Origin of the sequence: Thalassovita autumnalis (genome assembly GCF_001458255.1) — a bacterium.
GTDB lineage: Bacteria > Pseudomonadota > Alphaproteobacteria > Rhodobacterales > Rhodobacteraceae > Thalassobius > Thalassobius autumnalis.
Genome location: NZ_CYSB01000004.1, coordinates 114,174 through 128,183 on the forward strand (window position 1 = coordinate 114,174; position 14,010 = coordinate 128,183).

The following is a 14,010-nucleotide window of genomic DNA, read 5'->3' on the forward strand; positions in this document are numbered from 1 at the left end:
ATCAAGCATTTTTGCTGCGGTGCAGAAAATCCCTATTTGAGATTTGAAATCAGATACTTGCCTTAACGGCAACGTAGGTTCCCGGGGCCGGCTCCATCGCGTCATATCCCGAATCACCGGGGATCCGGGCCGGAACCATCTTGCCTGACCGTTTCTTCAGCCAAGCCTCCCAGCGGGGCCACCAGCTGCCCTGATGGAACTTGGCCTCGGCCATCCAATCCTCAGCATCCTTGCTGAGGTCGGTGTTGGTATAATGGCCGTATTTCTTCTTGCTGGGCGGGTTCACGATGCCCGCGATATGGCCCGATTGGCTGACGATGAAGCTTTTGTTTTTTGACCCCGTCTGCTGGAACCCGCGATAGCAGTCTTTCCAGCGGGCAATGTGATCGGTTTCGCAGGTGATCGACATCAGCGGCACCTCAACATCACGCACATGCAGCGTTTCACCCAGGATCTTATAACCGCGGGTGACAAAATCGTTTCGCTGACACAGCGACCGCAGATATTGCATCACCATCTTGCCCGGCAGGTTCGACCCATCACCGTTCCAATAAAGCAGATCAAAGGCCGGTGGCGCCTCGCCCATCATGTAGCTTTTGATGGCGGGGCCGTAGATCAGATCGTTGGAGCGCAGGAAACTCATGGTGCGCCCCATGATGAAGCTGCGCAAGATGCCCTGCGCCTCCACTTCCAGCTCGATCCCGTCGACGAAGTCATCCTGCAGGAAGGGCGTGAACTCCCCCTGATCGTCAAAATCCGTAAGCGCGGTAAAGAAGGTGGCCGATTTCACCGAGGTGTCACCGCGTTTCTTCAGCAACGCCAGCGTCAGATGCAGCGTGGTCCCGGCGATACAATAGCCCACGGCATTCACCTGTTTTTCGCCGGTGATCTCTTTCACGACGCGAAACGCTTCCAGATAGCCCTGCTCAATATAATCCTCCATCCCCACGTCTTTGTCTTCGGGGCGGGGATTGAACCAGCTGACCACAAACAGCGTGTAACCCTGATCGGTGATCCAGCGGATCAGGCTGTTTTGTTCTTTCAGATCAAGTACGTAGAACTTGTTGATCCAGGGCGGGAAGATCACCAGCGGCGTCGCATGCACCTGATCTGTGGTCGGGGCATATTGGATCAGTTCCATGATGTGGTTGCGATAGACCACCGATCCTTCGGCCGTGGCGACATTTCGCCCCAGCTCAAAGGCGCTGTCATCGGCCAGCCGCACCAGCATCTCACCTTCATTGGCTTCCAGATCCGCCACAAGGTTTTCCAGCCCCTTCACCAGGCTTTCGCCTTCGGTCTCCACCGCGCGTTCCAGCGCATCGGGGTTGGTGCCGAGGAAATTGGTCGGTGACATCATGTCAACGATCTGCTGCGCAAAGTAATCCAGCCGCGCCCGATCCGTGGCGGTCAGCCCATCGACGTTTTCGACGGCGGTGCGGATCGCTTCCGCATTCAGCATATATTGCTGTTTTACATAGTTAAAATAGGGGTGCGTCTGCCAAAGGGGGTTGGCAAAACGGCGATCCGTCGGGGTGGAATCTTCGGGCGCTTCCAGCTTGCCTTTGGCCAAGGCTTGGCTGGCCTCAAGGTAGTGTTTGACCGAGTTACCCCAGAACTCCAGCTGGTTTTCAAACAGTTTCGCCGGATCCTGCAACATGCCCGACCAGTAATGTGTCGCTGCTTTGACAAAGACATCCTGATCCGGGCCGCTCAGCTGTGCATTGGCCGGATTTCTCTTGGACAGGGCACTCATAAACCGGTGCGAGAGGTCCTCAACCTTGGCCAGGTTGGCCTCCAGACGCTCCAAATTTTCGCCCTGCAGCCCCTCTTTTGTTGTCATATTAACGAATCCCCCTTAACTTCGCTGCTATGCAGCATTTAATGTTCGCTGAAAATGTGTCGTTGTTATAAACATCCGCAGGGTTGGGATAACGACCACAGGCACCGGGGAAACCCGCACCGGACCAGCTAAGGAGACGCGCATGCGCTACATGGCCACGTATGATCTTATGGAAACTTTCCGTAATACGAACCAATGGCTTGGTGCCTCCGCCTTGTCCCTCGCATCCTATCCGGTTTTTGCCATGGTGCCAAATCCCGCGCTGCAATGGATGGCAGCTTGGGGCGAAGTCACCGAGAGGACATTTCAGCGCATGGTGACCAAGCCCGACTGGGGCATCCATTCCTTCACCTGTGAAGACGGCAAGGACCATCTGGTCAATATTGAGACGGTGGTCGAGGGTGATTTTGGCGATCTGATCCATTTTCAGGTCATGGGCCGGGACACCAAACCGCGCAAAGTTCTGCTGGTCGCGCCGATGTCGGGCCACTACGCCACTTTGCTGCGCTCCACCGTGATCTCCCTGCTGCCTGACTGTGAGGTCTATATCACCGATTGGCACAATGCGCGTGATATCCCGGTTTCGGCCGGTAAGTTCGATATTGAGGATTACACCCTCTATCTTGTTGATTATATGCGCCATTTGGGCCCAGACACCCATGTAATCGCGGTTTGTCAGCCGGCGCCGCTGACGCTAGCCGCCACCGCCTATCTGGCCGGTGAAGAACCCGAGGCACAGCCGCGCTCGCTGACCCTGATCGGTGGGCCGATTGACCCGGACGCCACCCCGACCGATGTGACGGATTTCGGCAACCGCGTCACCATGGGCCAGCTGGAAGAGACGATGATCCAGCGCGTGGGCTTCAAATACAAAGGTGTGGGCCGCATGGTCTACCCCGGCCTGCTGCAGCTGGCCTCGTTCATGTCGATGAACGGTGAACGGCATTCCAAAGCGTTTTCCGATCAAATTCAACGCGTTATGAAGGGGGAAGCCTCTGATCATGACGCCCACAACCGCTTCTATGATGAATATCTCGCGGTGATGGATATGACGGCGGAATTCTACCTTTCGACGGTGGAGCGGATCTTCAAAAACTGTGAAATCGCCAAAAACGAATTCACCATCGAAGGCAAACATGTCGATATCGGCAAGATCACAACGGTGGCGGTGAAAACCGTTGAGGGGGCGAATGACGATATCTCCGCCCCTGGCCAATGTGTTGCTGCGTTGGATCTATGCACCGGCCTGCCGGATGAGAAAAAGGCCAGCCATGTGGAACCGGGTGCAGGGCACTACGGGATCTTTGCCGGCAAGAGCTGGCGCAACAACATCCGACCTCTGGTGCTGGAGTTTATTGACGCAAATGCCGGCCCAAAACCGGGTGGCGGCGCCAAAAAGAAAACGCCAACTGCGCAAAAATCTGGCAAGTCGCCCGCACAAAAGGCAGCCAAGTAACGGCCTGGCATCAAGATTTATCCGAATTGCATTAAGGTCAGCCTGCGCTGGCCTTTTTGCTTGTTACTCTTTTTTATTCCAGACCTTTTCGCGCAGCCAAGTCCAGACCGGTTGAATATCCAACATGGCAATCGCCACCCCCAGTGGCAGCATCCAAAAGCCAACAACCGGTAAAAACCCAACCACTCCGCAGGCCATCAAGAACAGCCCCAGCATCAAGCGTACTCCCGGGGGAATGTTCATGCGCACCCAGTGGCGAAACGCATCGAATCTGTCCCGCCAGGATTTAGGATCGTCCGCCAAAGCGTTCCTTTCCGGCCCATTGGCTAGCCACGCGGCCCATTTACGCTGTCAACACAAACGGTTGCCCCATCCAACTGCGCAGCGCATCGGTCACCTGATCGGGTTGCTCCCAGGTTGGCAAGTGCCCTGCCCCTTCGATGATGCGCAACTCGGCATAGGGTATCAACTCCGCCATAAACTGGTGCCGTTTCACCGGGGTCAAGCCATCCTCAGCCCCGCACATGATCAACGCCGGGCATTTACAGCGCCGCAGTGCGGATTGCAGATCACGCCGTCGCTGCAGGGCACGCGCCTGTCGAACAAAAACCTCAGCCCCTTGATCGGCAGCCATCGCATAAAACCGGTTGAGCACCAACATCCGTTCAGGCCCCTGCGCCAAAAACTCTGCTCGCATCATTTCACGCAGCACATCGTCCAACCGCCCCGAACGCGCTGCAATGATCCAGGGTTCATAGATCGTTGCGGACTGCGGTGTTTCCGCCAGCGGGTTCGTATCCAACAAGGCAATGCGACTGACCCGGTCCGGCGCCCGCCGCAAAATCTCCATCGCGACGATGCCACCCATGGAAAGCCCAACAAGCGCAAATTTCTCTGGCAGCTGGGCCAACAGGCCCTGCGCTATCGTTTCGATACTGTCGCCAACAGTGATGGGCGCAACGGTGACGGCACGTTCACGCCCCAGAGCAATGATCTGAGGTTCAAAAACGCGTGCATCACACATCATTCCGGGCAGAAAAACGATCGGTTCAAGCGTCATAAGCAACCAAGATTTTCATCATCTTTCCCTAGTGTTACGCATGCACACCTCGTCACGCGCGTTCAGCCTGCGCTGACACCCTGCTACTGTCAATGGCGCAATAAGTGCCACAGGCTACACCTTGCATCTTCCGAGTGAATGCCCCCCTTTCGAAACTCGGGAGACATAGTTAGATCATCACCCGTCCGGGTAGCCATTCCAACAGAACGCGCCTTCTGGCGACAGCGATGAAAAGGGATTATGCGCAACCTCCCAAAGGTGGCCCTCAGGGTCAGCGAAGTACCCGTGATATCCGCCCCAAAACACCTCAGCCGGCGCTTTTACAATTGTCGCGCCCGCTGATTTTGCCGCAGCAACCACGTGATCCACCTCCGCCCGGTCGCGCGTGTTGTAGCCCAATGTGACAGCGGAATAGCGTGGCTCATTCGGGTCAGCGTGTGCAGGCTGCAGTTGCGCCTCATCAACGCCTAAGTCCTCTGCAAGCGCGGCGATGGGATAAAGGCCAAGCACCTGCGATAGCAGGTCAAAAGCAACAATACCCTCCTGTGTTTGCACCCGGCGCCAGCCAAGTTTTTCATAAAACTTCGTCTGTGTTTCAACGTTCTGACAGCCAAGCGTTACCAATGAAATGCGCTGTTCCACAACATCCTCCGATTCGAAAATATATTGGGAACATTAAGCGAACATTAATGATTCGGCGATAGGGTCACTCCAAGGTCAGCGCCCAGTTGATCAGGGCTTCTGTAACCGCGGGCGTTGCATCGGGGCTCATAATGTCACCGGCAATCACATGGCGATCCGGATCGTCCTGTGGGCCGGGTTGAGGATGAAAAACTGATACGGGCCCGCCCCAACGGGTGGTGACCTCAGCGGTGCGATCCGCCCGCACCACCTGGTCATCTGGGTGGAATACAAACAACGCCGGCGTTGCGATATCTGCGTGGTCCACCTGCCAGGCCGCACGGGTCACAGCAGCCATCGGGAAGACTGCAGTACTGGGATACTTTGTCGTCCAACCCGCGGCTTGCGCGTCATTCCGGGGTGCAAACCCGCGCTCGCGCCCGGCCAAGACTGGCAGCCAATGGCGCGCAGCTGGCCAAGTTAAAAGAGGTGCGGCGGCGTTATTCACCCCGAAGTTTGGGGAGACAAACGCCGCAGCCGCCAAAGAGTGAGAGTGCTCCGGATCAGCCGCAATCAAGGTTGCCAAGCTGCCCCCGGTCGACGTGGAAAGGAGGAGAACCTTTGCCCCAATGCGACGCCCGATGGCCATCGCTTCTTGCATGTCATATATCCACTGATCCGCCCGTGCAGCGCCCAAGGCCGCGCCGCCACGGCCATGACCACGCAACCGGGTGTAATAGAGATTTGCCCCAAGCGCCTGCGCGAGCTTTTCGGGAACGGGCTGAATCTCAGCAGCAGAGGCCGAAAACCCATGCACGTAGACAATGGCCCAAGGCGTCTGCTGCTCTGACGCAGCCGCCCAGATCACCCGCTTTTCTGCACCGGGGCGGATGCCATCGACCTGCACTTCGCCCGCCTTCAAATAGGTATCAACGCCGTTTTCCAAAACGCTGGCATCAAAAGCGCGCTCCGGTGAAAGCGACTCGTAGGGCCCAAACATCCAAAGAGCCGCCACAACTGCGGCGCCCCCCGTTAGGAATTTTGCGCCGCGTTTCACTGGCCGCCGTTCAACACGTCTGCGACCGAGGTCTCAATCAGCCTCAGGCATTCTGGCGTCGAAAACCGGTGGTCCGCCCCTTTGACAAGCGTGAGGCGCATGTCGTCTCCGCTGGCGTGATCCAACAGTTTGATCGCAGTTTCGGTGGAAACGGCGCTGTCATCCGTGCCTTGCAGGAACCGCACTGGGAACGGCAAATCAAGCGGCGCGCGCAGAACCAGCCGATCGCGGCCTTCTTCGATCAACCGTTTCGATATGATGTAGTCCTCATCATAATCCGACGGCATGGCGACGAAGCCTTGGCTTTCCAACAGTGCTTTCTGGTCATCCGTGAAACTGGCCCAATAGCCGTCCTCAGTGAAATCCGGCGCCGCGGCGATTGTGACCATACCTGCCAGCCGTTCCGGCCGGGCGCGCGCGAGCAGGAGCGCCTGCCAACCGCCCATGGAACTGCCCACCACCACGATCGGCCCGTCGATCAGCTGATCGATCACCGCGAATGTGTCCTCATGCCAATCCCCGATGGCGCCATCCTGAAACCGCCCTGAACTGACTCCGTGACCTGAGTAGTCAAACCGCAGAAAGGCCTGACCACGGGCTTTGGCCCAGGCCTCCAGATGGACGGCTTTTGTGCCTTCCATGTCGGATTTCAGTCCCGAACAGAACACCACGGTCGGACCAGTGCCGGGGGTGTGATGATAGGCGATCTGACGGCCCTGTTCAGTTTCGAAAATTTGCATAGTGGTCTCCAAGTCTTTGGCAGCCAAGATAGTCTGATCGCCCCTTATGGGAAGCGGTTTCTGCGCCTTTGACCCAACGACGTCTAACGCGGGCCTTTTACAACGGTGCGTTCTTTAAAGAGCCGCTCAGGCTGGCCACTTCATAGGACTAACGCAGGGCGGCGTGAGGCAACAGCGTTGGATTTCGCAACGCCCCATTCAACGCCTCTCTACGCGCATCAAAACGGAACTGTCGAAACCTCATTTTTGTAGCTGCGCAGCGAGAAGGAGGAGCGGCTCTGACGGATGCCGCTGATCTTATAAAGACGTTCCCGCAGGAAGGCCTCGTAGCCACGGGTGCCGCTGACCACTACTTTGACGAAGATGTCAAATTCACCGCTGGTCATGCGCACCTCCAACACTTCGGGAAAGCGGGCAAGCTGACTGCAGACCGCGGCCACCTCGAACCCTTCGTTGCGGTCCAGGGCCAGTTCGATCAGCACCGTTTCGGGTGCACCCAGCGCTTCGTGATCTATGCGCGCGCCGTAGCCCTGAATGACCCCACTGTTTTCCAGCTTCTTGACCCGCTGCCAGCATTGTGAGGCGGAGAGGCCCACCGCCTCGGCCAATTGTGCATTGGATTGACGCCCGTCACGGATCAATTCACGCAGGATCCGCAGATCAACCTCCGGCATATTGGGCATGATCAACCAAACTTTCTTTTGAAATTTTCGTCTTTGGCAAAATATCTATCACCATTTTTACACATCACAACAAAAGTTGAAAAAGAATTTTGCGCAAACCTGTTAAACTTAACTTAACCGCTGCGCGATAATGTGACCCCCACGGCATTCCTGCCCGCGCGGCCCCCAACCAGCCTGACGAGAGGAGAGCCCATGGCAGTCGGCAAAGGTAAGGTTTACACTTGGTTTGAAGGGTCCTGGCAGGACGGCAATACCGCGATTATTCGCGCCGCAGATCATGTGGCCTGGCTGGGCAGTCAGGTGTTTGATGGCGCGCGCGCCTTTGAAGGGGTGATGCCCGATCTGGATCTGCATTGCGCCCGGCTGACCCGTTCAGCCGAAGCATTGGGCATGATCCCCACCACCAGCGGGGAGGAGATTGCAGCGCTGGTACGTGACCGGGTGAAAGCCTTCCCCAAGGAGGCGGAGCTTTATATTCGCCCCATGATGTGGTCGACCGAAAGCGGCGCCGGCGTGATTGATCTGGATCCCGAAAGCACCGCCTTTGCGATCTGCATTGAGGAAATGGCGATGCCGTCGATCGAAGGCTTCAGCCTGACCGTGGCCCCCTATCGCCGCCCGCGCCAGGACATGGCGCTGACCGAAGCCAAGGCCGGGTCACTTTATGCAAACAACGCCCGCATCATGGCCTACGCGCGCAAACATGGCTATTCCAACGCGCTGTCGCTGGATGTGGATGGCAATGTGGCAGAAACGGCCTCGACCAATGTGTTTTTGATCCGCGACGGCGTGGTCTTCACCCCGGTGCCGACGGGATGTTTCCTGAATGGCTTGACCCGGCAACGGGTGATCGGCCTGCTGCGCGCCGATGGCTATGAGGTGGTGGAAACCACCCTGACGCTGGACGATTTCCGCCAAGCGGATGAGATCTTTGCCACTGGCAACATCGCCAAGGTGATGCCAGTCTCCAAGCTGGAGGATCGCGATCTGGGTATTGGTTCTGTTTCGCTGCGCGCGCGTCAGCTTTACTGGGAGTTTGCCCATAGCGCCCCCGCGCAGGTCAGCGCGGCCTAAAGACCACAGGCCGAAACACGCAGCCCGAAGCACGCTGCGTGATGCGCCATCCCGGGCATCTGCCTGAAAACCCGCAACATCCCGAAAGGCCCCGCCATTGGTGGGGCTTTTCTGCATCAGGTGGTTTCCGCCGCTTGACTTCCCCCCCCCCCCGCCGCAAAAGAGGCGCACACCATAACCCGCAACCGGGCGTTCCGTGGGCGCCAAACTGACGAGGAGGCCAAAAGAATGGCTCAAGTCTCCCTTACTTTTCCCGATGGCAATGCGCGTTCCTATGAGGCAGGCGTAACCGCCGCCGAGGTCGCTGCCGATATCTCCAAATCGCTTGGCAAAAAGGCCATCTCAGCCACTGTAAACGGCGCCCATTGGGACCTGCAGTGGCCAATCAACGATGATGCGCAAATCGCCATCCACACCCTGCAGGATGATGAGCAGGCGCTGGAACTGATCCGCCACGACCTGGCCCATATCATGGCCCGCGCGGTGCAGGAAATCTGGCCCGATGTGAAAGTGACCATCGGCCCGGTCCGCGATCACGGCTGGTTCTATGACTTTGACCGCGAAGAACCGTTCACACCTGAAGACCTCGGCGCGATTGAGGCGCGGATGAAAGACATCATCAACGCCCGCGACGCTGTGAAGACCGAAGTCTGGGACCGCGCCCGCGCCATCCAGCATTACACAGACAACAATGAGCCCTTCAAGGTTGAGCTGATCAACCGCATCCCCGAAGGCGAAGACCTGCGGATGTACTGGCACGGCGACTGGCAGGATCTGTGCCGTGGCCCGCACCTGCAAAACACCGGCCAGGTGCCCGCAGATGGCTTCAAGCTGACCCATGTGGCTGGTGCCTACTGGCTGGGTGACAGCGACCGCCCGATGCTGCAGCGGATCTATGGCGTGGCCTTCAAGAACCGCAAGGATCTGAAGGCCCATATGACCATGCTGGAAGAGGCCGCAAAACGCGACCACCGAAAGCTGGGCAAGGAAATGGGTCTGTTCCACATGCAGGAAGAGGCCCCCGGTCAGGTCTTCTGGCATCCGAACGGCTGGCGCATCTACACCACGCTGCAGGACTACATGCGTCGTATGCAGGACAAGGACGGCTATGTGGAGGTCAACACCCCGCAGGTGGTGGACCGCAAGCTGTGGGAAAAGTCCGGCCACTGGGACAAGTATCAAGAGAACATGTTCATCGTTGAGGTGGACGAAGATCACGCCCGCGAAAAGGCTGTGAACGCGCTGAAGCCGATGAACTGTCCCTGCCACGTGCAGGTGTTCAATCAGGGCCTGAAGTCCTACCGCGACCTGCCGCTGCGCATGGCCGAGTTCGGCTCTTGTGCGCGTTATGAACCCTCAGGCGCGCTGCATGGCATCATGCGGGTGCGCGGTTTCACTCAGGACGATGGTCACATCTTCTGCGCAGAGGATCAGATCACCGCGGAAACGGCCAAGTTCATTGCCTTCCTGTCCAAGGTCTATGCCGACCTTGGCTTCCACAACTGGACCATCAAACTGTCGACCCGCCCTGAGAAACGGATCGGCAGTGATGAAACCTGGGACAATATGGAACAGGCGCTGGGTGATGCCTGTAAGGCCGCCGGTTATGACTTTGAGATCCTTGAAGGCGAAGGCGCCTTCTACGGTCCCAAGCTGGAGTTCACCCTGACCGACGCCATCGGCCGGAACTGGCAATGTGGCACGCTACAGGTGGATGCCAACCTGCCCGAACGGCTGGAGGCCAGCTTCATCGGTGCGGATGGGGACAAACACCGCCCCGTCATGCTGCACCGTGCCTGCCTGGGGTCCTTTGAACGTTTCATCGGCATTCTGATCGAAGAACACGCCGGCAAGCTGCCGTTCTGGCTGGCCCCGCGTCAGGTGGTTGTGGCGGCAATCGTTTCGGATTGTGATGACTACTGTCTGGAAGTTGTCGAAAAGCTGCGTGCGGCTGGTATCCGCGCCGAGGCTGATCTGCGCAATGAGAAGATCAACTATAAGGTCCGCGAACACAGCCTGGGCAAAGTGCCGGTCATTCTGGCCTGCGGCATGAAAGAGGTTGAAGAGCGCACCGTTTCGACCCGCCGGTTGGGTGAAAAACAGACCAAGGTCCAGACCTTGGACGAGATTGTTACACAGCTGACGAAAGAGGCGACCCCGCCCGATCTTCTGTAACATTCCAGCGCTGGAATCTTGCGGCCCGTGACGGAAACACCGTTGCGGGCCGTTTTTATTGAAAAAATCCCGGCTTTTTTGGCCGAAATAATCACGCTCACACACGCACCCGTGATGCACAGGCTCGTGAGTGGCGTGTCAGACCGCCGCACGGTTACCTTTTCCCTGTCGCCGATGAAGGCTGACCTGAAATTAAAACCGAAAGGGAAGAGAGAAATGTCCGATACCACCATCAAGACCCTGGCCGTCGCTGGCGCAGTTGCAGCAGCCCTGACCGCAACCACCTCCACCGTGGCCCACGCGATGGAAAAAGAGAAGTGCTACGGCGTTTCGCTGGCCGGTAAGAACGACTGTGCCGCTGGCCCCGGCACCACCTGCGCCGGCACCTCGACCGTTGACTACCAGGGCAACGCCTGGACCCTGGTCGACGCAGGCACCTGCATGGACATCGAACTGCCCGCAATGGCGGACGGCAAAGCCCGCAAAGGTTCGCTGGAAGAGCTGGACCGCGACCTGCCGGCATAAGGCATAGGCAGTATCCCTCTGCCGAAACAGGGGGCCTGCACCGCCCCCTGTATTCCCCGCCCAAGCTATCCCCAGAATGGGCGGGGCATTTGTTAAGAGTATCTATGGTATGCTGGTTCCGTCCTGTTGTCCGGCGGGACCAGCACTTGGCTTTTAGGCCGTTATTTTGCGCCCAACCCCTCGCGGAGCATTTGCATGTTTGATCAGTCCAACCACCTCCCTGCCCTGCCCGGCGTTGGCTATAAGCCCCAGCATTACAGTGACTTGCTGGCAGATCCTGCACCTGTGGGCTGGTTGGAAATCCATGCGGAAAACTACATGGGCGCTGGCGGTCGTCCCATCGCGCAGCTGAAATATCTGGCGGAACGATTCCCCATCTCGGTGCATGGTGTCGGCCTGTCGATCGGTGGTGAGTGCGACCTGGATCCCGACCATCTGGCGCGGCTAGAACACCTCTGTGACTGGTTGAACCCTGCAAGCTTCTCCGAACATCTGGCCTGGTCTACCCATGAAAGCGCCTTTCTGAACGACCTGTTGCCCCTACCCTATACCGAGGCGACGCTGAACCGCGTTTGCGCCCATATCGACCAGCTGCAGGATGTGATTGGCCGCCGGATGCTACTGGAAAACCCATCGTCCTATCTGGCGTTTGATGAATCGACCTATGAGGAGCCTGCCTTTCTGGCTGAGGTCAGCAAGCGCACCGGCTGCGGGCTGCTGCTGGATGTGAACAACATCTTCGTCTCCGCCACCAATCTGAACTATGACCCACGCGCCTATGTTGATGCCTTCCCCCTTGATAAGGTTGGTGAAATCCATCTGGGTGGCCATGATGAGGATGAGGACGATCACGGCGCGCCGCTGCTGATCGACAGCCACGGCCGTGAGGTGGCCGATCCGGTTTGGACGCTGTTGGATTACACACTGGCCCGCTCCGGACCGCTGCCGACGCTGATTGAATGGGACACTGATGTGCCCGAATGGCCGCTGCTGGCGGCGGAGGCGCGGCGCGCGCAAACCGCGCTGGCCCAGTTGGACAGCAAGGTGACCGCATGAGCCAATCCGCCTTCAACGCCGCCCTGCTGAACCCAACCGCCAACCGCCCCAACGGGCTGTCAGATGCCGGGGGACGCCCGGCGGGCAAACGGTTCGACGTCTATCGCAACAATGTCACCGTCTCACTGCGCGAAGCGCTGGAAACCGGCTTTCCCGCCACGGCGCGCCTGCTGGGTGAACAGAACTTTAACACGATTGCAACGGGTTACCTGCGGGCCAACCCGCCATCCTCACCTTTGATGATGCTCTATGGCGGGGGCTTCCCGCGCTATATTTCGGCCATTCCGGCGCTGGCCAAACTGGCCTATCTGCGCGATGTGGCGCGGCTGGAATATGCCATGCGGCAAAGCTATCACGCGGAGGATGCGCCTGCCCTGGATCCCGCACGGCTGGCCAGCCTGCCGCCTGAGGCGCTGAACAATGCGCGGCTAACCTTTGCGGCGGCGACGCAACTGGTGTTGACCCCCTGGCCAATCCACGCCATCCGCGCCAAAGCCCTGGGCGAAAGCGGTGAAAACCCGCCTGCCCATGCCCAGCCCACCCTGGTCACCCGGCCCGAATTTGATCCGATCCTGACGCCGCTGCCTGCCGATCAGGGCGATCTCTGCGGGGCGCTGATGGCAGGCAAAACACTTGCTGAGGCCAGCACATTGCATCCCGCCGCTGACCTGGGTCAGCTGCTTGGCACCCTTTTGGCCTCTCAGGCCCTGACTGACATTCACGTGGAGGAGAGAACATGACCGCCCTTCTGAACCGCTATTTCCGCATCGCCGATGGGCTGGACCGGGCCGATTGGCTGCTGCCGACCTTCGCCCGTTTCCTCTTTGCCGCCAGCCTCTTGGGGTATTTCTGGGCCTCGGCCAAGACCAAGCTGGGCGATGGGTTTGTTGGATTGTTTTCGCCCTCAACCGGGGCCTATGCACAAATCTTCCCTAAAGCCTTTGAAGCAGTGGGATATGACAGTTCGAAGTTCGGGATCTTCCACTGGCTGGTGGTGATGGCCGGCACCTATGCCGAGTTCATTCTGCCCGCATTGATTGTGCTGGGCCTGTTCACCCGACTGGCCAGCCTGGGCATGATCGGCTTTGTTGCCGTGCAATCGCTGACCGATCTTTATGGCCATGGCGGCATACAGCATATCGAAACGCTGGGCGCCTGGTTTGACCGTCTGCCGGATGGTGTGATCCTGGATCAGCGCGGTTTCTGGGTGCTTCTGCTGCTGACGCTGGTTATCAAGGGGGCCGGGCCGCTGTCGCTGGACCGGATCCTGACCCTTAGAAATGTGCTTTCGGCGCGTCCGGCTTCCCAGCCGCAATAGCCAGTAGCCCGCCCATGCCCGCAAACCCAATCGGGAACATGGTAAAGACGTTAAAGCCAAAGGCGTGATACATGCCCGCCGCTGAAACCAACATCAGCCCGCCGCCCCACAGCGCGCGGGCTTTTGCCATCGCGCCGCCGGTCAGCGCCAATAGCGGTGCAAAGAAGCTCATCGCGCGAATTAGCCCTGGGTTTTCAAGCTGTTCTTCCAGAACATCGGCTTCGCCCAGCCATGCCATGAACTCGGTATAGCCGAAGCTGAAGAACCCAACGACCATGCCGATCAGACCGGCGATAATCCCCAAAACCAGAGCTGCATTGCGCATTTAGCTGCCTCCTTTGCTGATCTTCAAATGGGCGATCACCGCCACGATGGCAAGAGGTAAGCCGAGGGGGAGAGATG

15 protein-coding genes are annotated in these 14,010 nt (G+C 58.4%); 7 read left to right on the forward strand and 8 right to left on the reverse strand.

Going from position 1 to position 14,010, the window contains the following annotated elements:
* Window positions 1–49: 49 nt before the first annotated feature.
* Complete coding sequence (locus TL5118_RS00615) at window positions 50–1,843, reverse strand: PHA/PHB synthase family protein (RefSeq protein WP_058241728.1); 1,794 nt, start codon at window positions 1,841–1,843, stop codon at window positions 50–52.
* Between the two features lie 142 nt (window positions 1,844–1,985).
* Between TL5118_RS00615 and phaZ the strand changes: the two genes are divergently transcribed.
* Window positions 1,986–3,299, forward strand: a complete 1,314-nt coding sequence (phaZ, locus tag TL5118_RS00620; RefSeq protein ID WP_058241729.1) for a polyhydroxyalkanoate depolymerase — start codon at window positions 1,986–1,988, stop codon at window positions 3,297–3,299.
* Between the two features lie 63 nt (window positions 3,300–3,362).
* Here phaZ and TL5118_RS20775 read toward each other — a convergent pair whose 3' ends face one another.
* The 6 genes from TL5118_RS20775 to TL5118_RS00645 all read right to left on the reverse strand — a co-directional run bounded on the left by TL5118_RS20775 (window position 3,363) and on the right by TL5118_RS00645 (window position 7,460).
* Window positions 3,363–3,602, reverse strand: coding sequence for a hypothetical protein (locus TL5118_RS20775; RefSeq protein WP_082626113.1), 240 nt, complete (start codon window positions 3,600–3,602; stop codon window positions 3,363–3,365).
* Window positions 3,603–3,642: 40 nt separating this feature from the next.
* Window positions 3,643–4,359: an alpha/beta fold hydrolase gene (locus TL5118_RS00625; protein WP_058241730.1), complete on the reverse strand. Its 717-nt coding sequence runs from the start codon at window positions 4,357–4,359 to the stop codon at window positions 3,643–3,645.
* A 177-nt stretch (window positions 4,360–4,536) separates the two neighbouring features.
* A complete protein-coding gene (locus TL5118_RS00630) occupies window positions 4,537–5,001 on the reverse strand; it encodes a VOC family protein (RefSeq protein ID WP_058241731.1) in 465 nt (154 codons plus the stop codon).
* A gap of 64 nt (window positions 5,002–5,065) precedes the next feature.
* Window positions 5,066–5,980 carry an alpha/beta hydrolase gene (locus TL5118_RS00635; protein WP_058241732.1) on the reverse strand — a complete coding sequence of 305 codons (915 nt, stop codon included), beginning with the start codon at window positions 5,978–5,980 and terminating at the stop codon, window positions 5,066–5,068.
* Between the two features lie 53 nt (window positions 5,981–6,033).
* Window positions 6,034–6,777 (reverse strand): alpha/beta fold hydrolase, encoded by a 744-nt coding sequence (locus tag TL5118_RS00640; RefSeq protein ID WP_058241733.1) that lies wholly within the window; start codon window positions 6,775–6,777, stop codon window positions 6,034–6,036.
* 218 nt (window positions 6,778–6,995) lie between these two features.
* A complete protein-coding gene (locus tag TL5118_RS00645) occupies window positions 6,996–7,460 on the reverse strand; it encodes an Lrp/AsnC family transcriptional regulator (RefSeq protein ID WP_058241767.1) in 465 nt (154 codons plus the stop codon).
* A 192-nt stretch (window positions 7,461–7,652) separates the two neighbouring features.
* On the opposite strand from TL5118_RS00645, the gene TL5118_RS00650 reads away from it, so the two are divergent.
* The 6 genes from TL5118_RS00650 (at window position 7,653) to TL5118_RS00675 (ending at window position 13,608) form a co-directional block, all read left to right on the forward strand.
* Complete coding sequence (locus TL5118_RS00650) at window positions 7,653–8,534, forward strand: branched-chain amino acid aminotransferase (RefSeq protein WP_058241734.1); 882 nt, start codon at window positions 7,653–7,655, stop codon at window positions 8,532–8,534.
* A 228-nt stretch (window positions 8,535–8,762) separates the two neighbouring features.
* Window positions 8,763–10,709, forward strand: coding sequence for a threonine--tRNA ligase (gene thrS, locus TL5118_RS00655; RefSeq protein ID WP_058241735.1), 1,947 nt, complete (start codon window positions 8,763–8,765; stop codon window positions 10,707–10,709).
* Between the two features lie 216 nt (window positions 10,710–10,925).
* Complete coding sequence (locus tag TL5118_RS00660) at window positions 10,926–11,234, forward strand: BufA1 family periplasmic bufferin-type metallophore (protein ID WP_058241736.1); 309 nt, start codon at window positions 10,926–10,928, stop codon at window positions 11,232–11,234.
* A 195-nt stretch (window positions 11,235–11,429) separates the two neighbouring features.
* Window positions 11,430–12,290: an MNIO family bufferin maturase gene (bufB, locus tag TL5118_RS00665; protein ID WP_058241737.1), complete on the forward strand. Its 861-nt coding sequence runs from the start codon at window positions 11,430–11,432 to the stop codon at window positions 12,288–12,290.
* Window positions 12,287–13,030, forward strand: a complete 744-nt coding sequence (locus tag TL5118_RS00670) for an HvfC/BufC family peptide modification chaperone (RefSeq protein ID WP_058241738.1) — start codon at window positions 12,287–12,289, stop codon at window positions 13,028–13,030. The genes bufB and TL5118_RS00670 overlap by 4 nt, the downstream gene beginning before the upstream one ends.
* Window positions 13,027–13,608, forward strand: coding sequence for a DoxX family protein (locus tag TL5118_RS00675; protein ID WP_058241739.1), 582 nt, complete (start codon window positions 13,027–13,029; stop codon window positions 13,606–13,608). The genes TL5118_RS00670 and TL5118_RS00675 overlap by 4 nt, the downstream gene beginning before the upstream one ends.
* Here TL5118_RS00675 and TL5118_RS00680 read toward each other — a convergent pair.
* Window positions 13,565–13,933: a hypothetical protein gene (locus TL5118_RS00680; RefSeq protein ID WP_058241740.1), complete on the reverse strand. Its 369-nt coding sequence runs from the start codon at window positions 13,931–13,933 to the stop codon at window positions 13,565–13,567. The genes TL5118_RS00675 and TL5118_RS00680 overlap by 44 nt on opposite strands.
* Between the last annotated feature and the right edge of the window lie 77 nt (window positions 13,934–14,010).